This window comes from Pseudonocardia sp. CA-107938, assembly GCF_050936315.1.
GTDB lineage: Bacteria > Actinomycetota > Actinomycetes > Mycobacteriales > Pseudonocardiaceae > Pseudonocardia.
Window position 1 is genome coordinate 1,632,512 of the sequence record NZ_JBNJNA010000002.1, and the last position, 25,024, is coordinate 1,657,535.

The window sequence follows — 25,024 nt, forward strand, 5'->3', positions numbered from 1 at the left end:
AGACAGCTCACCGGTCCGTGCCCGTCAGGCGCTCGCGGGCAGCGGCGACGACCGTGGCCACGACCTGCTCGAACGGCATGCTCGTGCCGAGCGCCTCGACCGCCTTGTCCTGCGCGCCCGGCTCGGGAGCCCGGTAGGTCGAGGCGACCAAGGCCGGGCGCAGCCCCCAGTTCTCCGCCGCCGCGCCCAGCTCCTCGCCGAGCGCGGTGATCGAGTCGCTGACGACGCCGCCGTTGATCGGTCGCACCGGCCTCTCGAACGCCGAGACCAGGTTGACCGGTTGGTCGTCGCGGACCACGACGGTGACGAGGTTCGGGGGTGTGCGGTGGGCGAACGAGTTCTGGTGACCGGTCGGCATCGACGTCGCGAATGTCGTCAAGAAGACGCGCAACGCCTCGACCGTTGCGTTCACGTCCTCGCCAAGGTTCTCGGTGAGCTGGTGCAGGCCCACCGTCGCGTAGCGGTAGAGAGTTGAGGAGCTGAACTCGACGGTGCCGATCATGCCGGCGCCGGTTTCGTCGGCGGTGTTCTCGTCGTCGACGGCGGTGAAGTAGTCGAACTCGGTGTCGACGGCGTGGGTCGAGATCGCGTGGGCGACCTGGGCGGCGGCATCGACGTTGAGGCCGGGAATGTCGGCGACCATCCGCCCGAACAGCGCCACGTCGATCGGATGCCCCTCTCCGAGCACTGCGCGTGCCGAGATCCCGGAGACCGCGTCCGTGAGCTCGTCGTCGCTGAGCGTGGCGATCCGGGCGAGGTCGTTGGCGATCGGGTCGATCAGCCGCTCCATCTGTGCCCGGCCGAAGAACAGCAGGTAGGCGGTGTCGGTTTCCTTCTTTCCTGCCTTGATCCCCAGATCTGCCAGCAGCGCGGTGGCGATCCGGGTCGCCGGTTCGGCGTCGAGACCGCCGCGGTCGGCGATCCGGCTGGCCAGCAGGGTGGAGACCCGCCGGGTGCGAGTGGCCAGCGCCGCTTCGTCGATGTGGTCGGTGAACGCCTGGCGGGTGGCCCGTTTCCACGCCTGGGATGACACCCGGGCCCGCCGTACCCCACCGTAGGTCGCCTGCTTCGGGCTTCCGGCGTCGTCGCGGTTGATGTTGGACGGTGGCACCGTCTGCAGGATGTGCACATCGACGTAGGTGCGCATTACAACTCCTCCGACTTGTTGTGGTCGTCCTTGGACTTGGTGACGAAGAACTGCAGGCCCCACCTGCGGCGCACCTCGCCGGCCCGCTCGGGGTTCTGCCAGTGCACGAGGTCGGTGAGCAGCGCGGTGTAGTCCATGACCTGGTCGATCTCGCGCAGCTGGGTGACCAAGCCACGCAGGTGCGTGCCGGCCTCGGTCAGCGATGTGGCGGTCGCGAACGCGGCGAAGCGCCGCTCCACGGCATCGGTGCTGAACCGATCAGACCCACGCAGTCTCGCCATCGCGGCGCCGACCGACACCCCGGCGCGGTGCATGGGTTGCCGTTTCGACTGCTGGTGAACACCGAACAGCGTCAACACGAGGTGCTCGGCCCGCAGTACCCGGGTGACCTCACCGCGTTCGTTGAGGTGCTGGTAGTACGGCCACATCGCCGCGACGGTGCCGGCCTCCCGCCCGATGCCGCGACGCAGCGCGGCAAGAACCGCGCCGTCGATGCCGCCGATCTGGCCCGACCGGGTGGGGTGCAGCCGCCGCGTCCAGACGTAGCCAGGCGTCGTCTCTAGAACGTCGTCGGATGTGGTCACGGGTTTCCTCCGCTCCCCGAGGTGGTGACGAGCGCCTCAGCCGGGCCGAGGATCGTGTTGAGTTGATGGCGGAATGCCGCGTCCGCTGTGGCGAGCCGGGCATGGTGGGTCTTGGTGATCTTGCGGCCGAGGAACGCGGTGGCCGGTACGGCGTCCAGCGCCGGCGCGGCGATCTGTTCCGCGGTGCGCCGGGCAACGGTGCGCCACGCGGCTGCGGCCCGGTCGGCGTCGTCCGGGTGGCGCTGTAGCCCGGCCAACAGCCGGCGCACGGTCGGGGTAAACGCGTTGACCAGTAACTCGCCCAGCTTCTGGCCGCGGTCCCACGGCACCTTCGTGGCGCCGAGCGCGGCGTGCAGGTCGTCGTCGAGCCCGTTGGCCGCTCGGCGCAGCGCCTCAGCCTGGTCGACGACCTCCAACAAGGTCGCCCGCACCTCGTTGCCCTCGGTGGTGTCGTCGGTGGTGTCGTCGGTGTCGAGCAGCGCGAGCACCGGAAGCGGGATCGTGTCGGACACGACGTCCTCGATCACCGCAGCTTGGTTGCCGTAGCTGACGCCGACGACCAGCGCGCGCAGTGGAAAGTCCTCGGGAAGCACACCTTCCTGGCGTAGGGCGGCGACCTGCTGCATGGCCAGGGGCGCGGCCTTGCCCTCGGATGTGGGTCGGCGGGTGGCGATCATGGCGGCGAGCCCGCGCCACGGCGACCGGTCGGGTTGGTGGCGGTCGGGGCGTGGCGGTTCGTCGGGCTTGCGTCTGTCCGCCAGGCGCCACGCGGTGTGGGGTTCGACGTCGTGGGGCAACGTCTGGATCCGATCACCGGCGCACAGCACGACCCTCCTGATACGGATCTCGCCGTCGTTCTTCTCGGGCACGAGCCGGATCCGCCGCGACTGCCAAGTCAGCAGATCCAGCAGGCCGTGCGGACTGCGGGACGCCCAGGTCGGGCATTGCGGTTCTTCGGTCGCCCACTGCGGCCGATCGTCGAGCGGAAGCCCCTGCCGCAGGACAGGCACGCTGAGCATCAGCGTCTCGAACAGCGACCCGCCCAGCGGGATCACCACACCAAGCTGCCCCAGCGGCCCGGTCGGGTTCCCCGCGGTCTTCCCAGACTTCATCTTCGGGTCGCCGACCGCGCCGGTCTTGATCGCCGCGGTATCCCAGCAGTGCGCGGACAGCACCGCGCGCGCCGCCTCGGCGGGAGTCAGCGCCGGCGGGTCGGCGTCGGTGCGAGCGCTGAACAGCGGCACGTTGTTGCCCGAGGCGAGCTGCGGGAGCAGCAGCGACACCGGCTTGGTTTCGCCGTTCGCGGCGTGCAGGTCTGCGACCTGCGCGAACGGTTGGGCCGGATCGAACAGATCGAACCGCGCCGCATACTCGTCCAGATAGGCGGTGACGACCTCGGGCGGGAACGCGCCAGCGGTGTGCCGGTCGTGCCAGCCGTCGATGTCGCGCGGGACCCCGAAGGCGTGCAGTACGACCGGTAGCAGCACCTGCCGCAACACCGCCACCGCCTGCAGCGGATCGTCGACCGCGAGCCCGTCGATCTCGTGGGCCTGCAGCAGCGCGTCGCGGACCGACACCTCTGCGCGCACACCCTGCACCGTGACCGGAATCCAGGGCTGCGTCGTCAGGTCGAAGCTCATGTCGAACCGGCCTTTCGGGCATGTCAAAACTCGAGGTGATGAAGATGAGGACTGCTACGAGACGCGCTCGACGATCAACCCGAGGTCGGTGTCGTAGCAGAGGAGATACCTACCAAGTGCCACCGACAGTTCTGGTTCGATCACGAGGGCGCGGGTGCGGCGCAGCCACGGGTCGAACGCCCATCCCGACAGCGGGGCCAGCGTGGCGAGTGCCGCCTGGGTGAGGTCGTTGTGGGGCGGGAGGCGGACGGTGGCGCTGGTGACCTCGTCGAGGACTGCGTCATCGGTGACGCCCTCGCCGTGTGGGCCGATCGGTCGCCCGGCCAAGGTCAGGTAGCTGCCGGCTTCCCGGCGGACGAGTACGACCTCGATCGATGGGTCGCCGTCCCGCACGACGGCCGCGACCTTCTCGTCGCTGTCGAGGTCGGCGCTATGGCGGTCGTGCAGGCCGGCCAAGGTCGGCGCGCCGAAGTCTTGCTCACCGACCAGCAGGAACTGCTTAGCCGCAGCGGCGCGCTCACCTTCGGACCATTCGTGGTTCGCCTGAGCTGTCGCCATCCGGGATGCCCAGTCGTCTGGCCCGAGCGAGTAGTCGCCGTAACCGGCAGCGACGAGATCGGGCACCTGCGCCGGTACCGACCAGCCGCCGTCCAGTGTCGCCTGGTGGACGAGGGCGGCCGCGCGCAGCAGCAGGTGATCGCCGTAGACGTGACTGCTGCCGCGCGGGAACGATGGCCCGTCCAACCGCACCCCGGATACGACGACCCGCGGTGTCTGCATGCGCTCAGGGCGGTCGGCCGGGTCGCGCTGGTGGCGGTGCAGGCGCCCGACGCGTTGCAGGAGCAGGTCGATGGGTGCCAGGTCGGTCACCAGCAGATCGACATCGACGTCGAAGCTCTGCTCGGCCAGCTGCGTCGCGACAATGACCAGCCGCGTCGGACGTGTAACACCAGCACCGAGTTGAGTCACCAGCCGCTGAGTGCGATCAGCCCGGGTGGCCGCGGTAAGCCGTGCGTGCAGCAGGACGGCGTCGTCGCCGATCACGGCACGCACCTCCCGATACACCGCCTGCGCCCGCGCGACGGTGTTGCAGATGACGAGCGCACACCCGCCATCGCCGACCTCGTCGACGACAAAATTGCTGACCGTCTCCGGGGCGAAATCCGGCGGCTCGGCCAGCACCTCCACCTGTACCTGGATCGACTGGCGCCAGGACGCGCAAGACACCGCTGCAGCGGTAGCGCCGACCACGCTGGTCACCCGCGGGTAGCCGGGGTCGTCTGCCAGCACGACCTCGACGTCGCGAACAGAAGTCGCCCCCTGGGCGTAGGCGCGCACGAGCGCGGCACGCATCGCCGGGGGCAGCGTCGCGGACAGCATGACGACGGGAACCCGTGCACCGGCGAGCCAGCGCAGCGCCTCGGCCAGGAACTGGGACATGTAGATGTCGTGGGCATGCACCTCGTCCAGGACCACGACCCGGCCGGCGAGCCCGGCATGGCGCAGCATCACAAACTTGGAGCGCGTCGCAGCATGCAGCAGCTGATCGACCGTGGCCACGACCACCGGGGCCAGCAACCCACGGTTGCGGCCCAGGAACCACTCCGCCGCCGCTACCCCGGTGCCGTCCGGGCAGCACGATGTTGGACCGCCGAGTCGAGCCGGCGGGCCGAACTCTTCGGGCAGCTCGAACTCGTCGCCGACACCTTGAAACCGCGCCGAGCGGCGCAGTTGCATCCATTCCTTGTTGAACCGGCTGCGCCCGTGCAACAGCGCAACGGGAACGTCGGGGTCGATCGCGGCGAGCCAGCGCCGCAACCGCCCGAACATCGGATCGCTCGTCGCCTGCGTCGGCATCCCGACGAAGACCCCGTCGGCGCCGAACCGGCGAGCCAGGACCTCAGCGGCGGCCAGCGCCGCTTCCGTCTTCCCCTCCCCCATCGGGGCCTCAACGATCAGCAGACCCGGCTCTGACATGCGCTCGGCCTGCTCGATCACCTGGCGCTGCGAGGCCCGGGACGACTTGCCGAAACGCTGCCGGATCAGGTCGCGACCGCCGGCAGTGCGCCCCGGGTCGAGCACATCGGCCGACCAGCCACCACGCAGCATCAACGCATCCCAAGCCTTGCTCGCTCGGTGCCTCGATGCCGCCATCGACACCTCGTCCAGCCGGGAGATCCCGCAGAATTCTGCGTCGTTGCTTGCCACCCAGTCGGCCATGACCACCAGGCCGGACAGCACGAGCTGCACTGCCTGCGTCGGGACCTGAATGTCGGCGAAGTCGCGCAGATCCACGCCTAGCTCGGCCTGCACGCGGGCGAGGAACGCCTGCTGCGCGGCGGGCCACCCGCCGCGACCATGAACCTGCCGATCAGGAAGCTCCAGCTTGTCCGCTCCCGGAACCCGGCCATGGTGACCCGCCACCAGAGGCCATACCCAGTTCACGTTCCGCCGCGGCCACCCCGCCCGTCGCAGGGCATCCCGAACGATCAGCCCACCCGCCAAGCTATGGTGCCAGCGGCTCGACTGCATCGGTTCCCGCCAGCCGAACCCGGCGGCGCGGACCACCGCCGCTAAGTCGGCGTCCTTTACCTGGAACGCCGGCGTGGCCTTCCCGACATCGTGCAGGCCGCAGACCAGCGCAACGAGCGCCCGGCCCTGCCCGGCCGCGCAACGGTCCAGCGCGTCACGTACCGACGGCGCGAGGTAGCGATCCCAGATCAGCTCGGCGACCGCAGCCGTATCCAGCAGGTGCGCGATCAGCAGATGCATCGAACCACCGGCGTTCGACTTCCCCCACATAACGCCGAGCGGATCCATCGTGGTGCGCCCCCCAGGTGTAGTTCGGCAACGACGTCGCAGGACAGGAACTCTGTCGATGACAGCGTCGTGTTACGGCGCAGTGGCTCGCCGACCTGTGCGACAGCGCCGGCCAGGGCATCCCTGCTCGGCAGATCAGCGTCGGCGCGCTCACCTTCGTCATTTGTCGACGACCAGGAGGTACTGCCGCGCACCGAAGGACGGATCGGTCACGTTGGCCTCCTTCATGGTCGGGTTCGGCGCGGTCAACGTGCTTGCGCGACCACAGCCAGGACCCGGTGATTTCGCGCAACGCGTCGGCAGCTGGTGCTTGCTTGCGCCGAACGTGTGATCGTTCGCGAGTTTTCCATTCGCCCACGGCAGTGAGCGGCGATCCCTAACCGCACGGTCGATCGCCGACAACCGGTCGGCGCTACGGCACCGGCCGGGCAGACGACCGCCCCGCTGCATCGTGAGGCCAACGCGCGGAACCCCGGCGGCACCAAGGGCACCGGGGGCCCCTGCGACGAGTACCCGTAGACCCTCGAAGCCCAGGGCGACGAGATCGCCGTCACCGGCATGGGCGGCGAGTGGCGGACCTACCGAAGCTGTCGCTGGAGCCGGGCGATGAGTATCACGTCCGGATCTCGGTCCGCGGGTCCGCGGCCTGCACGGAGCGGACGGAGTACACGTGCAGTTGTGGCCCCGCACCTGAGCCGGTACTCGCTGTTAACACTCGCCTTCCGGGCTTCGAGTTTGTGGGTGGCCGCACGGAGCGGCCCGCGCCTTCGAGAGGCGCGACATGTCCTCTGGAGGACAGAGCTATGAGTAGCGGTACGAGCGCGTTCAAACGCGTCGAGATCACGGTTGAGATCTTCTACGACCAGCCTGACCAGTCCATCTCACTGGTGACCGACGACGGACGGATGACCGACGAGAACGGTCAACGGCCCGGCTTTCGGGTCACCTTCAACGCCAACCCGAAGTCGGCGGACTACAACCCGGCGAACTTCAACCGGCTCGCCCGGCTCCTTCGTGCCGAGGGTCGCCCGGCGCCAGCCGAGGTGCCGGTCAAGCAGCGGCAGCTGAACCGACGCTCCACCGTGATCGCGGAGCTGACCGGCGAGCAGGTCCGTCCCACCGGTCAGCCCGCCGACACGACTCTTCTCGGGTGGGCGATCTGCCCGACATGTACCGCGGTGGTCGTGAACCTCGCGAAACACAAGGGCGTCTCGGCTGCCTGCTGACCGCGGGGATCTGCGCCGCGGGCGGTTCAGGAGAGGCTGAAGTCGACGCAGTTCGACGGATACCGAGGACATCGATGCAGGTCAACAAGCGTCGTCCCCGCGCTCGCTGGGGTGGTCCCGGCAACCCGCTCGGCTATCACCGGTGGGTGGTGTCGTCCCCGCGCTCGCGGGGTGGTCCCCTCGAGCTGCAGGCCGCACGCGACAAGGCCCTTTCGTCCCCGCGCTCGCGGGGGTGGTCCTAACGAGGCGTCGGGCTACCAGCGCACCGCAGTGTCGTCCCCGCGCTCCCGGGGGTGGTCTCTCGGTCGCCAACCGGTCCGGGCCGCGAAGCCGGTCGTCCCGCGCTCGCGGGGGTGGTCCGTTCCGTGAAGATATCGTCGACTTCCCGGCCAAGTCGTCCCCGCGCTCGCGGGGTGGCCCCAGGCCATCGATCTGCGCCATGAACTCGTCGTCGTCGTCCCTGCGCTCGCGGGGGTGATCCCATCAACGGCTGGCTTTCTCGCCCTGGCTTCGCGTCGTCCCCGCGCTGGCGGGGTGGTCCCACGATGTCGTCGCCGCCAAGAGCCTCGCAGCCGTCGTCCCCGCGCTCGCGGGGTTGTTCCGCGACGAAGCAACCCCAGTCGCTGCCGCCGCAGTCGAGCACTGCGAGCTCGGTTCCGGGGTTCGCCCAATCGTTTGACTAGGGATTCCGCGAGGATCGGGGAATGGTCCGAGGCAGGTGGACTCAGGCTCCCATGACGTCGTGGAGCAGGCGCTCGAGGTCCTTGGCGGCGACGTCGCCGGCCGCGCCGACGACCTTCGCGACGAGCGGGTTGAGCACCAGGTCCCGGACGGCGCCCGCGAGTGGGCCGATCTTGTCGCGGAACCAGTTGAGCACGTAGCGGACGGTGCCGATGTCCGGCTGCTCGGCGGTGATCGCCTCGGCGAGCTCGTCCACCCGCTCTACGGCGCCGTCGCGGCGTTCCGGCGGAGCTTCGGTGGCGATGCGTGTGCGGAGGTCGTTGATCAGTGCCTGCAGCTCGGCCAGCTCGGCGTCGCTGACCTCGGGCCGTTCGATTCGGGTCGACGTCTGTGTGATCCGGTTGCCGACGGCGATCTGGCCGGATGCGTCGCCACCGATGCGGATCCGGGCCTTGACGCTATTGTCCTTGCTGGTCATGTGGGCTCCTTGGGTCAGTCGCTGTTGACGATGATGATGTTGACTGCGGAGCCGACAGCGACGACGGTCCCGAGTCCAGGACTGGTTCCGAGCTTGTCACCCGTCTTGACGACCTTTGGGACAGTCCCGACGACCAGATTGGCCTTCTTGATCTCCCTCTCGGCGTCCTCGATCGTGTGGTCGTCCACGTCCACGTTCGGTACCGAGACTCCGGGCGTCGAGACCGCAAGCTGGACGGGCTCACCTTTCGCCAGGGTCGTGCCAGCTGGCGGATCGGTGCTGGTCACCGTGGCCTGTTTGACCGCGAGGCTGGGCTTGCCCCGCCGCATTTCGCCGAGCACACCGCAGCTTCGTGCGATGGCGGCCTTCGCCGCCTCGATCGTCAGCCCGACGAGCTGAGGCACCGTGCAACCCGCAGCGCCCGAGGACGTGACGAGCCGGACCTGACTCCCGGGTGCCAGGCTGGTGCCGGCCGGTGGGCTGCTCGACACCACTGAACCTGCGGGGACCGTGTCGCTCGGTGCTGAGGTGACGGCGCCGGGCCGGAGGCGTGCTGCGCTGATCGCATTCTGGGCAGCCGCGAGGGGCATGCCGATCGTTCGGGGAACGACCGCTCCAACCGGTACCGGTGTGGCTGTCCTGGGCGGGGTGCCCGTTCCGCGCACAGGCACGGTCGCGACCACGCGTCCGTCGGTTGCGGGGATCTGTACGGAGGCGGATCTGGTGCCGGTCGCGGACGGTGTGAAGAGGACGGCGAAGGTGCATGTGCCGCCGGCAGGTGCGGTGATGTGGGAGCAGGTGTCGGCGACCAGCTGGTAGTCGGCGGCAGCCGGGCCGTCGGGCACGAGGCTGCCGAGACCTGTGCCGCTGGCTGGGGCGGTCAGGGTCACGGTGAACGGGGTGCTGCCGGTGCCCACCTCTTGAGGGCCGAACACGACGGCGGGTGGATCGGAGGTCGGGCCGATCGGCGGCGATCCGGTGCCGGACAGGTGTGCCTGGATCGGCGCTCCGTCGGCCGTGTCGAGAGCGAGTTTGGCCTGGCGCTCGCCTTCCGCGACCGGGGTGAACGTGATGGAGGCCCGGCAGGATTGGCCTGGTGGGAGCTCGGTGCCGCAGTTCGTGTCGGTGATCTCGAAGTCGGTGGCGTCGGTGCCGGCTGACCGGATGCCGGTGAGGTGGGCGGTCGCGCTGCCGTGGTTGATCAACGAAATGGATTGGACGGTGCCGGGCTGGTTGACCGGCTGCGCCTGGAAAGAGATCCCCGCGGGCTCAAACGCGACCGACGGCGATGCCGAGGCCAGTACGACGGTGGCGGTCATGGACGCACCGATGACCGCCGTAGCGGCCACGGCGACAGCCGTCCGTACATGGTGCGCATGCCGCGTGGCCCTCGGCCGGCGAAGGGGGATCGGTGTCGGGGCGGAGGGCAGGATCGATAGGTTGTGGCCGGTCGCCGCGGCGCCGTGGGTGTCGCCTATGGCCTGGCGGATCGCCAGCGCGGCGGCGAGCAGGGATGCGGCGGCGGCCGTGCCGGCCAGGCAGAGTTCGCGGGTGCCCAGCTGGTGCAGGGCCAGTGCCTCGGCGGCGCGGTCGCCCATCGCCTGTGCGGCGGTGAGGTTCGTGGTGAGGACGTCGTGCCAGGCGTCCCATCGCCCGGACTGGGCGTAGCTGGGGTCGAGCACTCGGCCCAGGTCCAGCACTGCCCGCCATTCGCCGCGCCGCGCGCAGTCGGCCTGGATGCAGCGCAGTGCCTCCACCGTCGTGGACGGCCGGTGTGCCCGGCCGTCGCGCGCTTGCGCCCACCGCACTGCGTGGTCGACAAGGCAGGCGCGGGCCTGTTCAGTCGAGGTTGCCCAGCCGGTTGCGCGGAATCCAAGGTCGGGGACGTGCTCGACGAGCCCGCTCGCGGCCGCGCGGGCGAGCCGGGCGCCCGCATCGGGCACCCCTGTGATCATCGCGAGCCACCGCTCGTCGAGCAGGGCGCCGGGTACGGCGGCGAGCACGTCGAGCAGGCGCCTCTCTACACCTGTGGGTCGTGGACCCGGCTGCCCTCCGGTCCACGCCGACTCGGCGAACTCGGGCAGCGGTCGACCGGAGTTGCGTGCGGCTGCTGCGGCGGCGAGCACCCGGTTCGGGGCGTTCCCCGCCAGCATGCACAACCGGTCGGCAGCGTAGGTCTCGCTGGGCAGCAGGGGGCGGCCCAGACCGTGTTCCAGCAGGGCTCGTGCTTCGTCCGTGGCGAGACCCGACAGTGGTACCGACCGGACGCCCGCGGGCCCACCGTTCACCGGGGCGACGACGAAGCCGCATCGGGGCGCAACGTCGACCAGCCGTGTGACGTGGGCGGCGGGGATGTCGTCGACCACCACCGCTGCACGAATGTCGCCCAACCACAGCCTTGCCTGCGCCAGGGTCGGCTTGACTGCGGTGACGCTCGAGTAGCACGCCTCGAACAGCATCTGGACGGCATCGTCGAGCGTTGCGTCACGCGCGGAGAAGTAGATGACCGACGCCAGGTCGCGGTGCGTGGCCACGTGCCGTAGCAGCGTGGAGCGTCCGATGCCGGGCGGGCCCTGCACGGCGACCACGCGACCGGTCCGGGCCTCCGCGACGAGCAACGCCGCTTCGGTGCGCCGCCCGTGGAACGGCACGGGCGGCCGTGGGATCACCCGTAGGGGTTCCGGCCGCCGCACCGGTTGTGGGATCGAGGTGGCCGGGACGACGACGTTTCCGTGCATGACGCCGATCTGCACGATGTTGTTGCCGACGGCGATCTGGCCTTGCATGTCGCCCGCGACGTGCACGTCCGCGTGTACGTCGCCGAGGGCGCCGCCCATTCGCCCCTCCCTTCCCGGCCGCGGCCGGACGGCGCGGAAGAGGTCTTCGACGCGGCGCGGCAACGCACGATTCATTCGTCATGAGTGACGGCGCCGTTACACCCCGAGATCACCAGAGGAGGACCTGGCGCGAACCTAAACTGGCTCCCACGCGCCGTCGCGCTCCGACTACCAGGACGTCTGGGATCCTTCAGATTCCAGGCGGGTCAGCTCCGCCGCGGTCGCCACCCCGAACCTCCCGCCACGTCTGTCGCAGCCGGACCACCAGCGGGGGCAACGTCGCGTTCTCATGAAGGACCGGCTCGCACCACTCTGGCAGCACCACCGTCGCGTCATGGTGTTCGCCCGGCAGCCGTAACCACATGGGGTACCACCGCAAGACGTGGTAAAAACTCCGCGTCAAGGACCACGCCAACAGGCAGCTGGCCGCGTGCGGATCCGGACAGCGAGAACAAGCGATTCCGGTCTCCCAGATCACCACCAGGGGTCGCGCGCGGCCGAGACCACCAGCCCTCAACGCCACCGCCGCCGCCACCACCACCGCGATCCCCAAAATCCCGGCGTTGATCAGTCGTCGAACTCGCCGTCCTTTGCGCCCGCGATGAACGCCTGCCACTCGGACGCGGTGAAATGCAGCACGGGACCGTGGCCGTGAGCCTTGGTGTCACGGACTGCCCGGCCACCGTCGGGAAGTTTGGCGACTTCGACGCACTCGCCGCCGCCGCCGTTTGAATAGCTGGACTTGTGCCAGGTTAGGCCTTCCGTCTCGATCATGGCAGCTCCTTCATCACCCCGTTGATCGCAGTCCGTGTGGCCTGCTCGTCCATCGCCGACGTGCAGAGACGATCGAAGACCTCTGCGTAGGCGGAGGTCTGCTTGGGTTTGTCCAGGTAGTCGGCGCTCCAGCGGTCCTCGAGGTACACCACCTGTGCGCCCTCGGGCTCCGCTAGTCGCAGGATCAGGAACGGCATCCCCATCGAGGCATGCGGTCCGGCGGCGAACGGGATCATTCGCACGGAGACGTGCGGCAACTCGGCCATCTCCAGGACCCGAGCAAGTTGCTCTCGCATGACGTCGCTGTCGCCGGCGAGGGTGCGTACCGCGGCTTCGGTCAGCACCACCCAGAGCGTGGGCGGGTTGTCGGTGAACAATCTCGACTGGCGTTCGCGCCGGATCGCGACGAGCTGCTCGACCTCGGTTGGCGACTGCGTCGGGTCGTGCGCGGCTGCGATGGCCCGGATGTAGCGCTCGGTCTGCAACATGGCCGGGATGAGATCGATCTGGAAGACCTTGATCTCCACCGCCTCGGCTTCGAGGGAGACGTATGCACGGAGGTAGGAGGGGACTGCGACGATCTCGTCGCGCTTCCGGGCCTCGCGCACCAGCGTGAGAATCCTGTCCTGCTCGGCAGGATCGTCGACCTTGTACAGCCCCAGGAGAACCCGGGCCTCGGCTGCCGAGACGCCCTGCTTGCCGGACTCGATGCGGGAGACCTTCGCCGGGTCGCAGTCGAGCAGCTCCATGACCTGTTCACGGGACACGCCGGCTTGTTCGCGAAGCCGGCGCAGGTCTCGTGCCAGCCGCAGGCGGCGGGTTGTCGGGATCTGTTGAGGCACGTTGCGCATCGTCGCATGCGCACGACCACCGTCGCCGCTCGGTTGCGTTGGCACAATTGTGCCAGTACATTTGCGCCTGCGCCGGACACCGCTGCGAAGCCGGCGAGGGGACGGGCGAGGGGCACGGGGACGGGTGTGGGGGGCGACATGCTGACATCGATGACGGACATCACCTGCACGGCTGATGGCCGATCGCACCAGGTGAGTCTGGCCGCGTTCGCCGCGGGGTTAGAGGTATGCCGGGGCCGGTACATGGCACGCTGCGGACATCTCGTCATCGCGGCCGCCCTGGCGTCCCCACCAGGCCCAGCGTGCAGAGCCTGCCGCACCACCGACCCGTCCAACCCTGTCGCTGCGGCACTGCTACCGGCACGGAGAGCTGCAACGTTCGTCCGCTTGCTTCGTCATGCTGGATGCCTGCGTCGCCGGACGACGACGTGACCGGTCCTGGCTCCCATGGACACCGGCGCGGCGTGCGTCGCAGAGGATCAGTGCCGTACTCGCCAGCGCACCCCTACCTGCCGATCATCTACAGCGACACCGTCGCCGTCACCTTCCCCGCCGTTCACCATCTGGGCCAACAGAACACCGGGCAACCGGACGGCACGTTCGCCCCGAATTCTCGCGGCCGCCAAGGCATCGGTCGCTGCTCGGAACTCGATCGCCGGTCCCACCGCCCGCACGGGCACGACTTCCACGTGGCGTTCACCTTCCACGCGACCGGTCTGCTCCATCCCGGCGTGGTGGTCGACGCGGACATGCGCGCGGAGATCCTGGACCACCTCGATAGCCGCTACGCCTATCAGGACCTCAACCTGCTCCTACCTGCGACCGAGCAGCCCACCTGCGCGAACATCGCCGCGCATCTCGCCCGCTGGCACTACCGCTCAGCCCGCATCACGCCGCATGCCTACCTGCACACCGTCGTCGTCACCACCGGGTCAGGCGATCGCGGCCAGATCGTCAACCCGCCACCTCCTCAGTTGGCATCCGCTGATCAACAGCCACACCCCTGGACCTCGCCATGAGCCCGGATCGCTCCCTACCACCAGATGACCCGTCCGCCCCGTCCGCGGCCGCTCGCCGCAGCACTTCTCACGTGGCCCTGCACGACGACAGGATCCGCGCCCTGATCCGCGCCACCCGCGACGCCGCAGATCCACAACGGGCCTTGCACGCCGTGCGCGCCGCACTGCACGAGCTCGCGCGCCGACCAGCCGACCGTGACGCCGACCCGGCGTGGAACGACCGGCGATACGACGGCCTCGGCGTGCTCTCGACTGCCATCGACGCCCACCTCGCAGCGGCCCGACGCGACCCAGGCAACGACGCCTACCTCGCGGCCCTTCAGGCCGAACTCCATCAGGACGCTCTCACCGGCCTCGGTAACCGACGTGCCCTCAACCATCATCTGTCGCAGAGCAGCACGTGGACGACCGCGCCATGCGTTGTGGCGATGATCGACCTCGACCGCTTCAAGGCGGTCAATGATCAGCGCTCCCACGCCGCAGGCGACGCAGTCCTGATCACCGTCGCCCACACCGTGAACTCCAGCCTGCGCACCAAGCCACCAGGCCGCGACATCCTGACCCGCTTCGGCGGCGACGAGTTCGTCGCGATCCTGCCGAACACGACGCTACCCCCCGCCGTTCAGGCGCTCCGCCGCGCCGTCGCCGCGGTTCACGCCTTGCCAACCAACACCGGAGGCGGAGTGACGCTGTCCGTGGGCGCCGCGGCCGTCCAGCCAGACGGCGACGCGGCCGCCGCCCTCGACACAGCTGATCGGGCCATGTACGCGGCCAAACGACTAGGCGACAACACGGTCATGTCCGCGCCGACACCGGAGATTCGCTGATCGGGCAAGTCCTCGTGATCTGGCTACACGGCCAGGTTGGATAGAAGATCTCATACCGTCCCGCCGCGTCGGGCGTCCGGAGCTCGTTGGTCCCGATCATGGCGATCCGACGTACGGACCGGGAGCCTCGCAGCGGGACCTCTGTCTGTCGTCAGAGCGATGACGGATGCGTTCTGTGCGTCGGGTCGAGTCGCTCGACAACCAGGGAACGGCGCTTGTCGGCACGGTTTCGCGGGCGATCTCGTCGCACGCAGCGGCCGCGTCCCGCGGGCGCCGAAGCTTGCGAAGCCAGAGGGCGGTGATCGTTGCGCGCTCGTGTGTCCACTGCCGGACCCGTTCGGGATCGATCTGCGCTGAGTCGGCGAACTCGGCGATGCGGCGGTCGATCGCTCGGCGGAGGTTCGCCTCGGCGGCGACGGCGGGCCAGTCGCTGCGCAGGACCTGCAGGAAGTCGTAGGCAGGGTCGCCGGCGAGACCGTGCGGATCCACCGCTCGGAGGTCGCGCTGCGCATCAGGTTGCCGTGGTGAAGGTCGCCGTGCACGAGCAGGTTGGGTTGGTCGGCGAGTAGTTCCTGAGCCAGCCGCGCGGCGTTGACAGAACCAGGTTTCGGGAAGTGTGCGTCGATGTCGTCGACGTCCTGGTAGATCTTCTGCGCCAGGCTGGGAGTTCCGGGCGGAGCCGGAACGGACAGGAGAAGTGCGATTCGGCCGACCTCGGTGAAGGAGATCGGCTCGTCATGACACATCGGTTCAAGCCTCTCAAGGAGCATCGCATGCCGGTCGTCGTCGCGCCCGAGCAGGCGAACCGCGCCGCGACCGCCCCCCGCCTGTAACGCGTCGGGTTCTGCGGTGCTGTGCATCGCGATGCCGCCATCAGGGCGGGTCTTCACGCCTGAAGATGAATCTTTAGGTCGCCATACAATCGCACCTTAACCTGGACGTTCGCACGGCCAAAACGTGATCTCCAAGGCGTCGGTTGCGATCTTGCGTTAGCCCTTCCCCTCCACCTCACGGACCCACCCATCCAACAGCGGCTGCGTCGCGGCCAGCGAGGAGACGTCATTTAGTAAAGTCCCACACGAAAGTCTGCAGCAGCACCAGCTGGCCCGAGGTATGGGCGGTGTCCAGCGACACCTGCCCGCGGTACTTGGCCGCTGGCCGCATCTGGTTCGGGATCATGGTGTCAACGTCACAGACGCTCGGGCTCGGTGTCTCGTCGACCCCATCTGCTCCGATCGTCGACCAGGCGCTAGTCGAGGCGTCACGGCCGCTCACGGCCGAGAAGCTCGGCGAGGTTTCGACGCGGATGGTCGCCACCAACCGGTGACCGCGTGTCGGCTTCGGGGCGTACTGGCTGCACTTCGGGTCGACGACGATGCTGTCGACCACTACGCGCACGTCCCAGTCGCGTGGATTGCTCTCCGGTCCGGCTTGGGCGACCTTGCCCAGCTGCTTCTTGAGCAACCCGCCAGGCAATTCCTCGCGGGGGCCGAACAGCTCTTCCTCCCCGAGTGTCATCTCCACGGCGGGCGGGGCGACAGGCGTGGCAGCTGGCGGCACGTTGAAGCTCGGGGCACTTGAGCTCGGCGACGAGCAGGCTGCGAAGACCACTGGCAGCACGAGGATGGCCAGCAGGTGTCTGGCCCGTCGACTACGGCGTGTTCCGCCGGGGGCATGATCGGGACTTCCGTGCGTGGTCAAGATGTCCGCCTCCGCGTCCGCCGGCAGTGCGTGCCGTCCTTCGGTTCAGCGCCACGCGGCGTTACGAACGATTCGAGGTGCCGCTCATGTCGGCACCGTCAAGAGCAGCGTTGGCTCGCCTAGCCCGGGGCTTTCACGGGCGGTCCCGACGGAGGGTGTGTCGAGCGGCTGAAAGGTGCTCCTGAGCAGCAAGGATGTGGCTTGTCGAAGGTCACTGTCCGCGCCAGATCAGGAGCACCCTCCAGGTGAGCAAGCGTAGTGGGTTCTACCCGCGTCCCGATGCCGATGCAGCCGGAACGCAGGTCGTGTCGCACGCCGGGGCGGTGCTGTTGACCGAGACCGTGCGCGCTACCGGTCTCGACACCGCCTTGTCCGCGGCGCTGGCGCGGTGGCGGCCGCCGACGGCGGTGCATGACCCGGCGAAGGTGCTGTGCGATCTCGCGCTCGCGCTGGCCGCAGGAGGCGATTGCTTGGCCGACATCGCGCTGGCCCGGGCCGAGCCGGGGGTGTTCGGACTGGTTGCGTCGGACCCGACGGTGTCGCGCACGATCGACCGGCTCGCCGCCGACCCGGATCGGGTGCTGGCCGCGCTCAACACCGCCCGCGCCGCCGCCCGCGCGCGGGCGTGGCAGCTGGCCGGCAAGCACGCCCCCGACCACGATGTGGACGCGGGCCGGCCGTTGATCATCGATGCGGACGCCACGCTGGTCACCGCGCACTCGGAGAAGGAAGGCGCGGCGCCGACGTTCAAGCGCGGGTTCGGCCATCACCCGCTGCTTGCCTTCGTCGATCACGGCCCGGTCGGGACCGGTGAACCGGTGGCCGCGCTGCTGCGCCCGGGCAACGCCGGCTCCAACACCGCCGCTGACCACATCGCGGTGATCCGTGCTGCGCTGCGCCAACTCCCGGGCTATCGGCCCGGTCACCGAGCGGGGCGGAAGGTCCTGATCCGCGTCGATGGTGCCGGCGCCTCCCACGAGCTGCTGGACTGGCTGACCGGGCAGCGCCTGTCCTACTCGGTCGGGTTCGGCCTGACCCAAGACCTGGTCGACGAGCTGGCCGCGCTGCCGATGTCGGCCTGGCAGCGCGCCTACGACGCCGACGGACAACCCCGCCCGGGCGCGTGGTTGATCGAGGCCACCGGCCTCATGGCGCTGTCGGGGTGGCCAGCCGGGATGCGGGTGATCGTGCGCCGGGAACGCCCCCACCCCGGCGCGCAACTGCGCTTGACCGACCCCGACGGGCACCGCTACATCGCCCCATCGATCAGCAGCGCCACCAACACCCGCCACGGTGGACCCGGGCGGCAACTCGCCGATCTCGAGCTGCGGCACCGCCGCCGCGCCCGGGTCGAGGACCGCATCCGCGCCGCGAAAGACACCGGGCTGCGCAACCTGCCCCTGCACGAGTTGAACCAGAACCGGATCTGGCAGGCCATCGTCATGCTCGCCTGCGAGATCACCGCCTGGACCCAGATGCTCGCCTTCGCCACCGAGCCTGCGCGGCGCTGGGAACCCAAACGACTGCGCCTGCGCATCTTGTCGCTGCCCGCCGAAGCGGCCCGTCACGCCCGCCGCACCGTGCTGCACCTGCCCGCCCGCTCACCATGGACCGCGCGGGTCCTGGCCGGGATCGCCCGGCTCCGCGCGCTCGCCGTTCCCGGATGAACGCCACCCCGACCGACCCGACGAGCCCTGAAACCGACCGGACCGTGGACCCGGCGCACCGAGCGACCTCGGCCAAACTGTCGTGCCCACCAGACAAAATCCAACCTCACGACCGGATCAGACACCGGCCAAGATCACCATCGGCCGGCCGACGAAAGATCCGGGCTAATCGAGGCCGTGTACCCACCGTGCCGCCGAATGCACATCCCGAGCGCGTCGAAGAAGATCCTTATGATAGCGGACAGCGTCCTCGGCGCCATCCATCAAATGGCGAGCGGACAACCCGAGTAGGTGCGCACTACCCAGACATGCAGCGTCCAACGTCAGGCCAAGCATCTCCGGCGTCAGTTCGTTACCATGCCATATACCGTCCCGAAACTGTACAGTGTGGAGATGCCCAAGAGATGTACTATGGACGATCTGACTAAGCAGGGAATACGCAACTTCTAACCAGCCCGGCTCATGGAATGCAGCCCCCATCTCGCGGAGCATGGCCCCGATTGGTGGAAGCGGAAGACGGTTCTTGGCTATTTCGTCGATAGGCGTGATAACAAGAACGGTTTCCGGCTGGTCAAATATTCGCTCCGCATCCGCACGCGGCACGCCACTTCCTGCCAGTGTATCGATCGCCCTCTTTCGGCGGGATCGAAACTCATCAAAATATTGCTTGGCGCGTTCCGTGAACTCCGTCCAGTCCTTCACCGAATATCGCCAGACCATTCGAGCCGCTTCCTCCAGCAGCATCCGAGCGGCGAAGACAGCGATCACAGACGAACCCGGCTGATCATAGGTAGAGAACACCGTTTGCAGATTCGAGTGCCCTCCGCCATACGCCAACATGGCATGCAATGCGGGCTGTCCGCAGTCCCACGGCCTAACGCGCAACCCACGAGCAGTGCGATAGAAGTCCTCGGCGGCTTCGATAACGGCTTCAGTCGAGTTGACGTCAGGTAGTAGCTCGCTCGGAGGTACGACGACACCAGGCCTCAGCAGCCCTCCCGCTCGGGAATCGAGGCGCTTCTTCTTGCTCTGCGCAATGGGACGGCGAGCTGTGTCCAATCTATGGATAGGTACCGCGGCCGCGCAAACATCTTCTGTCAGTATGACCGCCCGCTCGAGAAACGGCAGCGTCGGCACCTCATTGGGCCAACATTCTGGAACCGACGCAGCTGTGCCTATCAGTGATGCGGTTACCCCAGCAGCCGCGGCATGCATGTAGAGCGCTTCATGATCGCTTCGCAGGTCGTGCCCAGCGGCGCCGTCATCCGTGAGGCTGCTCTGCAGGCCCAGATAGTTCCCATGACCCGCATGTGCCAGCACCATCACAGCGCCCCGCAAGCCCGTCATGTCCAGCAACTTGCGCGACTCGGCAAGTAAGGTTGCTTGATCGTCGTCGGCACCCGCTTCTGAGCCTCCATCGCCACGTCGATCAAGGAATTCATCCAGTAATTCTTCCTCGGACGGCAGCGATGGGGAGTCAATCCAGTTGAGCGATTGGCCCGTCAGGTCCGCAATGTCCGGCAATGGCATGAGCCAGCGTGGCAAATTCCCGCAGCTGGCGTTCGCCTGCTCAAGCAAGATGAGCAGGCGATTTCGCTCGTCACGCAACTCTCCCAAGAAGGCGCGCCGTCGATCGCGCCGTCCGCCTATCCACAGCCACCGCAGTCCGGTAACAAACAGGCTGCGAGCCATAGATCCGATCACGGTACCGCCAAAACCAGCGCCGATCATGGAGTCGGCACAGGCGTAGCGTTGGCGGGCAAACATAAATCCGAGGCCAGCCAGAAACTGGTCTCCGGGTACGTCAAGGTTGTAGTCAATGGGTAGTTGGTCCAAGTGGAGGCGTAGTGCCCGCGTCGCGTTGCGCAGCCGAAGTGTCTCAGCCGTAACCGGACGACCGTCCGGTCGCCACTGCGGATCCTCACTCATATTCGACCTGACTTTGCCCGTTGATGGCCGCCAGTTGTTGTCGCAAATCTTCGGAGTGCGGTCGCTGGTACAGGTCGAAAATCAGGTTAGAACGGCGGTTCCTCGTCACCATCGTTCGCTGGATCCGCGGCGGGGTTGACCGTCGGCAAAGGCTCGAGCACGAACCAGACTTTCCGATCCTCACGTCGCTCCTTCCGCCAACGACGGCCGCGCGCCGCGGTGACCTCATCCATCGCCTGCGGGACGACGCCGTATGCCCAGTCGAATGGCTTTTCGATGACAGACGGAGCGCTCTTGGACATGATGCCTTGCACTGTCCCCCACTTGATACCGGAATCCGACTCGAGCTGTCGCCAGAATGACTGGTCCTGGGCAAGCGCGTTAATCACCACTCGCCTGTATGCGGCCTCGACGTCTACATCGCTGGCACCTGACGCGGCGGATGCTTCGACGGGGCCTCCATCCGCGATCGCAGCAGCGACCGCCGCCTCGTACTCAGCCCGTACACGCGACGCATATACATCCAAGGCTTGCCCGCGGTAGCCGGGGTCGCGCAATACATGGGAGCGGGAGAAGTTCAATGCTCGAATAGATAGTGGGTACGGGCGTGCGTGACGATCAGTACCCGGAGCACTGGACCAAAATACGCCATGTCCGACCAATGGTTCGTTGAGTAGGGAAGCAAGTAAGTCGTCTGAGAAGTGAGCGTTTGCACGCTTGAGAGAAGCCAGGTCACCCTGCGACAGGAGATGAAACACGAAAAAGTTGTCACCCTGACTAAGCAGCTCGGCCGGGATACTGCCTGGCTGCTGCGTGATCATCAAGGCGCCTAGATCGTACTTCCGCCCTTCTTTGACCCACGACACAAACGGGCCATCCTCCTTCTCCGAGCCACCGCCAAGGACCGACTGCGCTTCCTCAATCACCGCAATTGTCGGGATCGTCCGAGGTCGACTTGCAGTAAACTGCTCCTGATTGTGCTCAAAGATATGGCTGAGCACAATACCGGCGAGCCTCAAACCCTGCGGCCCTCGCATCTGCGAGATATCGACGACGCAAAGCTTGCCATCTCGCAGCGCTTGGACTAGGGCGCGCAATAGTTGACTCGATGGATCATGCAGTTCCCGGACTACGCGGGACATGTTGCTAATTGCGGCGTTGACCTCGGCGTCCTGACCCGGACCAAATCCCACAATCGCCTTAAAGCGCGCCGGATCGGCATAGAGATCACCGAGACTTGATCCAGCTACAAGATCAACCAGCTCCCGCCACTTGCCGGCGTTGAGCCCCTTCAACTTCGCGACGTTCTGTTGATCCTGCCGCTCGGCGGAGAGGGCGATACCGAGCACCTTCGCTGCCGTAAGTTGCCGGAGATCCAGTTTGATACCACCGATGACGAACGAGCCGTACGTCTCGCTTGGGGCCTGGCGGTTCGTGAAGACCACAAGCCGATCCTGCAGTGCCTCAACGTCGCACAGGCCGGGGTTGCCACGCGGATCTGGCCAGAAGTACTCGCCGTCAGGATCGAAGATGACCGTGCCTACGGGAGCGCGTCCGCCGTCTCGTCGCGGCACCGTTGGCCCGTTGGCAGTGCTGTACAAGGCGGAGAACAGGAGCTTCACCAGGTTAGACTTGCCGAAGCCTGCCCGCGCGAACACAAAGCTACGGCGCGAGATCATCTTGTCGATCGGAAACTTCGGAGCGATGACTGGCGCCTTCGGCACCACCCACGACTCGATATCGGCACGGGGGTCTGCGCCGCAATAGACGAACTCGCCAAACGCCAGGTAGCCGATCTCCGCGGCCTCCGGGTCCGGGTCGTTGGCGTTGGCCACCTCCGCCAGAACATCTGGAGACAGGAAGGCCACTGGTGAGCCAACGTGCGGCAGGCGCCGATGGCTCGGCACGAAGAGCAGCTTGTCACCTTCCTGGCGAAGCACGCCGAGGACGCGGATGTTGACCTTGTACTTCAGGTACTGATCGCGCAGCTCTTCAGGGATCTCCCGCTGGTCGCGCACGGCACGCACCGCGTAGTCCTCACCGATTGGGGAGACCAGCCGACCCTGCGCGGCGATAGTGGTGATCCGACCGAAGACCGCTTCGCGGTTGTGCTCGAGCTGCACAAGAACGAATTGGCCGTGCATCGGCGTCGACTGGAACTCGTCGCGATACGGCATGACCAAGTCGGCGTGGAACTCCATGCCACTCTCGGAAAAGCCGCGGAAGACGCCAACGATGTGTTCGGGAGCAAACAAGTCCATGCTGGAAGTCCCGCCTCCGGCTACTCGTAGCGTCTGGCTGCGACGTCTGTCGCCAGCCGCAGCTCGTCGATGATCGTCGCGCGCTGCTCGCCGACCTGTCCGCGGACAGCATCGATCAGGGCGTCCTCGACGATGTCTAGGTCGAAGTCGGCCACGCGCGAGTATCGGTCTGCCTGTTGCAGACAGTTGGGGTAGAACGGCACTGGGAAGCCGGCGACAGCATCGGCCAGCAGGTAGCCGAAAACCGTCTGGGCGTCCTGCCGTTGGCAGTCGAGCAGATCGACGGTCCAGACTGGATCGCCGGAGCGTGACCCGAAGCGCACGAAGTGCATCGCGCCCATGTTGAACTTGGGGTTCTCTCGGTCCTCGGCGGCCTCGTCTGGCCCGCGGATGTACTCCTCCCAGCGGTAAACGTCCTTCTGCATCTCGTATGGGACCGGGACGTAGCACGGCGATCCGCGCTCGAACATCCCCGACAACGACATGGCCAGGCGGTAGTGCTCGAGCGCTTGGCTGCTCTTCGCTAGGCCAACCAGCCACAGGCGGCGGCGATCTTGACGCCACTTGGCCTCGATCGCTTCCTGCAGCTTGCGGTACATGGCAATGAACAGCTCCCCGCGAAACTTCTTGGATCGCAGCAGGCCGTCGTAGACGATGAGAGTGTCATGGGCAAAGTCCCGGTGACAGATCAGGTCGAATAAGGTGGCCCACTCGCACAGCTCGCGGTAGACGAGCACCCAGCTGGCCGACTCGCCAGACATCATGTGGGACAGAGCCTGCAGGTCCGGCACGTCGAGCGCCGTCATCAGCCGGCCAAGGGGCTTCATCGCGCCCCGGCTGTCGGTGAACTGGCTGCGGCTCAACTCGTCGATGTCTGTCGACGGCGACACGACGTCGAGGCAGAGCTGCTTGCCGAGCGAGTCGACGATGCGAACTATCTGCAGATAGAACGGGTTGAACATGACCCGGTTGTTGCCGCCGTCCGCCGCCATCAGAGCGACGGAGCTCGCCGACCGCGGCTTGATGGTTCGTACCTCTGCCTTGGCCGGAGCGAGTTGCTCCAGGAGCCGGTCGAGTACCGCGCGGTCCCGCGCTACCTGCGCGCTGATAAGACGCCGCAGCTCAGGCAGCTCAGCTGCCTCGAACATGGCAACCTCCGGCAGGCGGGTAGCAGAGAGTGTCAGCTGGATCACCCGAAGCATGCCACGATGCACCACCGGTTCGTGGCGTATCCGCACGCTCCCGCGTGCCGCGAGCTGACCAAGTCGCCTCGAACGGGCGATTCAGCCACTCAACCGGTAGGTGTCGTCCGTACCAGGATGTCGTCAGTCCCGGCGGCACGTCTTGATCTAGGATGCGCCGGTGACGCTGACAGCCACTCCGCGAGCTGTCGGCCAACATGTCGCCGATCAGGCTTGGACTCGCCTGGCACAGCGGCTGAACACCGTGTGCCCGTACTTCACCATGTTCCCGCTCGACTTTCCGCTCCAGATCTTGAGCGCTGCTCATGTTGGGGACTGGGTGCTCGATCCGTTCTGTGGCCGGGGCACAACACTCTTTGCCGCTCGCCAGCTCGGACTCGGGTCCATCGGTATCGACATCAGCCCGGTGGCGGTCGCGATCGCTGAAGCCAAGATCGCCCCGGCGCAGGCGAGCAGCGTCATACGCTTAGCAACGCGATTGCTCACCAATGACTATGCACCGCAAGACGTTCCGACTGGCGACTTCTGGCAACTGATTTACCACCCGTCGACCCTCCTTGACATCTGCCGCCTAAGGGAGCAGTTGATGCTGGAGAAGAGCGGTACCGCCAGCATGCTCCGAGCCATCACCTTGGGAATTCTCCATGGACCGATGACAAAAGGGCAGCCTACGTACCTCTCGAACCAGATGCCGCGAACGTACGCGACCAAGCCTGCCGCGGCAGTCAAGTTCTGGCAAAAACGCGGCATGCTGCCGCCTGCCACTTCGGTACTCGAAACGCTGATCCGGCGAATTGACTATAGCTTATGCCTTATACCACCGGTGCCGGTCCGCAGCTACATCTACCAAGGTGATGCTCGCACAGTCTTACCTCGCCTGCGCAAACGATTCGACTGGGTCATTACATCGCCGCCGTACTACGGGATGAATACATATGTTCCCGATCAGTGGCTACGCAACTGGTTCCTGGGAGGCCCCGATTTCGTCGTCTACGGCGCTGGCGATCAAGTCTCTCGTGGGGGTATCAACGGCTTCACGACAGGTCTAGCCGACGTCTGGCGCGCAGTGGCACAGCGGTGCAATCCGTCGGCACGCATGGTCATCAGGTTTGGAGCACTGCCTGGCATGCAGGTCGATCCGGAGGCGCTGCTCCGGGCATCGCTGGAGGAGGCAGCCGCGGGTTGGACGGTTGAATCAGTACGGTCCGCCGGCAGGCCTGCCAAGCAGGCCCGTCAAGCAGCGCAATTCACCGGGCCTGGCGAGTACGCGCTGGAGATCGACTGCGAGGTCATCCTCGATCCGTCACCGACATCGCAGACCCGGGCCAGGCTGTCACGGCAAGGCTAGCCCGGGCTCTTCATGGGGGCTGGGTGGTGGGT

At 67.2% G+C, this 25,024-nt stretch carries 17 protein-coding genes and 1 pseudogene; 5 read left to right on the forward strand and 13 right to left on the reverse strand.

The annotated features are described in order from the left end of the window. Window positions 1-7: 7 nt before the first annotated feature. The 4 genes from cas7e to cas3 are packed head-to-tail and all read right to left on the reverse strand — an operon-like array spanning window position 8 to window position 6,191. Entirely contained in the window at window positions 8-1,210 is a 1,203-nt protein-coding gene (gene cas7e / locus ACQEVB_RS40655) for a type I-E CRISPR-associated protein Cas7/Cse4/CasC (protein WP_432985278.1), read from the reverse strand. Then, window positions 1,147-1,731 carry a type I-E CRISPR-associated protein Cse2/CasB gene (gene casB / locus ACQEVB_RS40660; RefSeq protein WP_432985281.1) on the reverse strand — a complete coding sequence of 195 codons (585 nt, stop codon included), beginning with the start codon at window positions 1,729-1,731 and terminating at the stop codon, window positions 1,147-1,149. The genes cas7e and casB overlap by 64 nt, the downstream gene beginning before the upstream one ends. Then, window positions 1,728-3,371: a type I-E CRISPR-associated protein Cse1/CasA gene (gene casA, locus ACQEVB_RS40665; protein WP_432985284.1), complete on the reverse strand. Its 1,644-nt coding sequence runs from the start codon at window positions 3,369-3,371 to the stop codon at window positions 1,728-1,730. The genes casB and casA overlap by 4 nt, the downstream gene beginning before the upstream one ends. Window positions 3,372-3,425: 54 nt before the next feature. Next, a complete protein-coding gene (gene cas3 / locus ACQEVB_RS40670) occupies window positions 3,426-6,191 on the reverse strand; it encodes a CRISPR-associated helicase Cas3' (RefSeq protein WP_432985287.1) in 2,766 nt (921 codons plus the stop codon). An 803-nt stretch (window positions 6,192-6,994) separates the two neighbouring features. On the opposite strand from cas3, the gene ACQEVB_RS40675 reads away from it, so the two are divergent. Beyond that, on the forward strand, window positions 6,995-7,417 hold the full coding sequence (locus ACQEVB_RS40675; RefSeq protein WP_432985290.1) for a hypothetical protein: 423 nt from the start codon (window positions 6,995-6,997) through the stop codon (window positions 7,415-7,417). Window positions 7,418-8,141: 724 nt separating this feature from the next. On the opposite strand, the gene ACQEVB_RS40680 is transcribed toward ACQEVB_RS40675, so the two are convergent. The 4 genes from ACQEVB_RS40680 to ACQEVB_RS40695 form a co-directional block, all read right to left on the reverse strand. Then, complete coding sequence (locus ACQEVB_RS40680) at window positions 8,142-8,576, reverse strand: hypothetical protein (protein WP_432985293.1); 435 nt, start codon at window positions 8,574-8,576, stop codon at window positions 8,142-8,144. 14 nt (window positions 8,577-8,590) lie between these two features. After that, window positions 8,591-11,413, reverse strand: coding sequence for a choice-of-anchor D domain-containing protein (locus ACQEVB_RS40685; protein ID WP_432985296.1), 2,823 nt, complete (start codon window positions 11,411-11,413; stop codon window positions 8,591-8,593). Window positions 11,414-11,980: 567 nt separating this feature from the next. Beyond that, a complete protein-coding gene (locus ACQEVB_RS40690) occupies window positions 11,981-12,187 on the reverse strand; it encodes a DUF397 domain-containing protein (RefSeq protein WP_432985299.1) in 207 nt (68 codons plus the stop codon). Further along, a complete protein-coding gene (locus tag ACQEVB_RS40695; protein ID WP_432985302.1) occupies window positions 12,184-13,029 on the reverse strand; it encodes a helix-turn-helix domain-containing protein in 846 nt (281 codons plus the stop codon). Before ACQEVB_RS40695 ends, ACQEVB_RS40690 begins: the two co-directional genes overlap by 4 nt. Window positions 13,030-13,520: 491 nt before the next feature. Between ACQEVB_RS40695 and ACQEVB_RS40700 the strand changes: the two genes are divergently transcribed. Together ACQEVB_RS40700 and ACQEVB_RS40705 are read left to right on the forward strand one after the other, a co-directional pair. After that, window positions 13,521-14,057 (forward strand): 6-carboxytetrahydropterin synthase, encoded by a 537-nt coding sequence (locus ACQEVB_RS40700; RefSeq protein WP_432985305.1) that lies wholly within the window; start codon window positions 13,521-13,523, stop codon window positions 14,055-14,057. 71 nt (window positions 14,058-14,128) lie between these two features. Beyond that, window positions 14,129-14,884 (forward strand): GGDEF domain-containing protein, encoded by a 756-nt coding sequence (locus ACQEVB_RS40705; protein ID WP_432985308.1) that lies wholly within the window; start codon window positions 14,129-14,131, stop codon window positions 14,882-14,884. A gap of 96 nt (window positions 14,885-14,980) precedes the next feature. Here the strand turns inward: ACQEVB_RS40705 and ACQEVB_RS40710 are convergent. Together ACQEVB_RS40710 and ACQEVB_RS40715 are read right to left on the reverse strand one after the other, a co-directional pair. Next, a pseudogene (locus tag ACQEVB_RS40710) lies at window positions 14,981-15,744 on the reverse strand (aminoglycoside phosphotransferase family protein). A gap of 199 nt (window positions 15,745-15,943) precedes the next feature. Continuing rightward, window positions 15,944-16,402: a hypothetical protein gene (locus ACQEVB_RS40715; protein ID WP_432985311.1), complete on the reverse strand. Its 459-nt coding sequence runs from the start codon at window positions 16,400-16,402 to the stop codon at window positions 15,944-15,946. Between the two features lie 428 nt (window positions 16,403-16,830). Here ACQEVB_RS40715 and ACQEVB_RS40720 point away from each other — a divergent pair, with 428 nt between their 5' ends. Next, window positions 16,831-18,252: an IS1380 family transposase gene (locus ACQEVB_RS40720; protein WP_432985313.1), complete on the forward strand. Its 1,422-nt coding sequence runs from the start codon at window positions 16,831-16,833 to the stop codon at window positions 18,250-18,252. Between the two features lie 165 nt (window positions 18,253-18,417). On the opposite strand, the gene ACQEVB_RS40725 is transcribed toward ACQEVB_RS40720, so the two are convergent. From ACQEVB_RS40725 to ACQEVB_RS40735, 3 genes are all read right to left on the reverse strand, one after another. Next, entirely contained in the window at window positions 18,418-20,181 is a 1,764-nt protein-coding gene (locus ACQEVB_RS40725) for a hypothetical protein (protein WP_432985316.1), read from the reverse strand. Window positions 20,182-20,267: 86 nt separating this feature from the next. Then, entirely contained in the window at window positions 20,268-22,442 is a 2,175-nt protein-coding gene (locus tag ACQEVB_RS40730) for an ATP-binding protein (RefSeq protein WP_432985319.1), read from the reverse strand. Between the two features lie 20 nt (window positions 22,443-22,462). Continuing rightward, window positions 22,463-23,635, reverse strand: coding sequence for a hypothetical protein (locus ACQEVB_RS40735; protein ID WP_432985322.1), 1,173 nt, complete (start codon window positions 23,633-23,635; stop codon window positions 22,463-22,465). Window positions 23,636-23,804: 169 nt separating this feature from the next. Between ACQEVB_RS40735 and ACQEVB_RS40740 the strand changes: the two genes are divergently transcribed. Beyond that, complete coding sequence (locus ACQEVB_RS40740) at window positions 23,805-24,992, forward strand: DNA methyltransferase (protein ID WP_432985325.1); 1,188 nt, start codon at window positions 23,805-23,807, stop codon at window positions 24,990-24,992. The last annotated feature ends 32 nt before the right edge of the window (window positions 24,993-25,024 follow it).

Excerpts from the sequence above, each read along its gene's own strand:
- casA (WP_432985284.1), bottom strand. The coding sequence starts at position 3,371 with ATGAGCTTCGACCTGACGACGCAGCCCTGGATTCCGGTCACGGTGCAG.
- cas3 (WP_432985287.1), bottom strand. The coding sequence starts at position 6,191 with ATGGATCCGCTCGGCGTTATGTGGGGGAAGTCGAACGCCGGTGGTTCG.
- ACQEVB_RS40675 (WP_432985290.1), top strand. The coding sequence starts at position 6,995 with ATGAGTAGCGGTACGAGCGCGTTCAAACGCGTCGAGATCACGGTTGAG.
- ACQEVB_RS40680 (WP_432985293.1), bottom strand. The coding sequence starts at position 8,576 with ATGACCAGCAAGGACAATAGCGTCAAGGCCCGGATCCGCATCGGTGGC.
- ACQEVB_RS40685 (WP_432985296.1), bottom strand. The coding sequence starts at position 11,413 with ATGGGCGGCGCCCTCGGCGACGTACACGCGGACGTGCACGTCGCGGGC.
- ACQEVB_RS40690 (WP_432985299.1), bottom strand. The coding sequence starts at position 12,187 with ATGATCGAGACGGAAGGCCTAACCTGGCACAAGTCCAGCTATTCAAAC.
- ACQEVB_RS40715 (WP_432985311.1), bottom strand. The coding sequence starts at position 16,402 with ATGACACTCGGGGAGGAAGAGCTGTTCGGCCCCCGCGAGGAATTGCCT.
- ACQEVB_RS40725 (WP_432985316.1), bottom strand. The coding sequence starts at position 20,181 with ATGAGTGAGGATCCGCAGTGGCGACCGGACGGTCGTCCGGTTACGGCT.
- ACQEVB_RS40730 (WP_432985319.1), bottom strand. The coding sequence starts at position 22,442 with ATGGACTTGTTTGCTCCCGAACACATCGTTGGCGTCTTCCGCGGCTTT.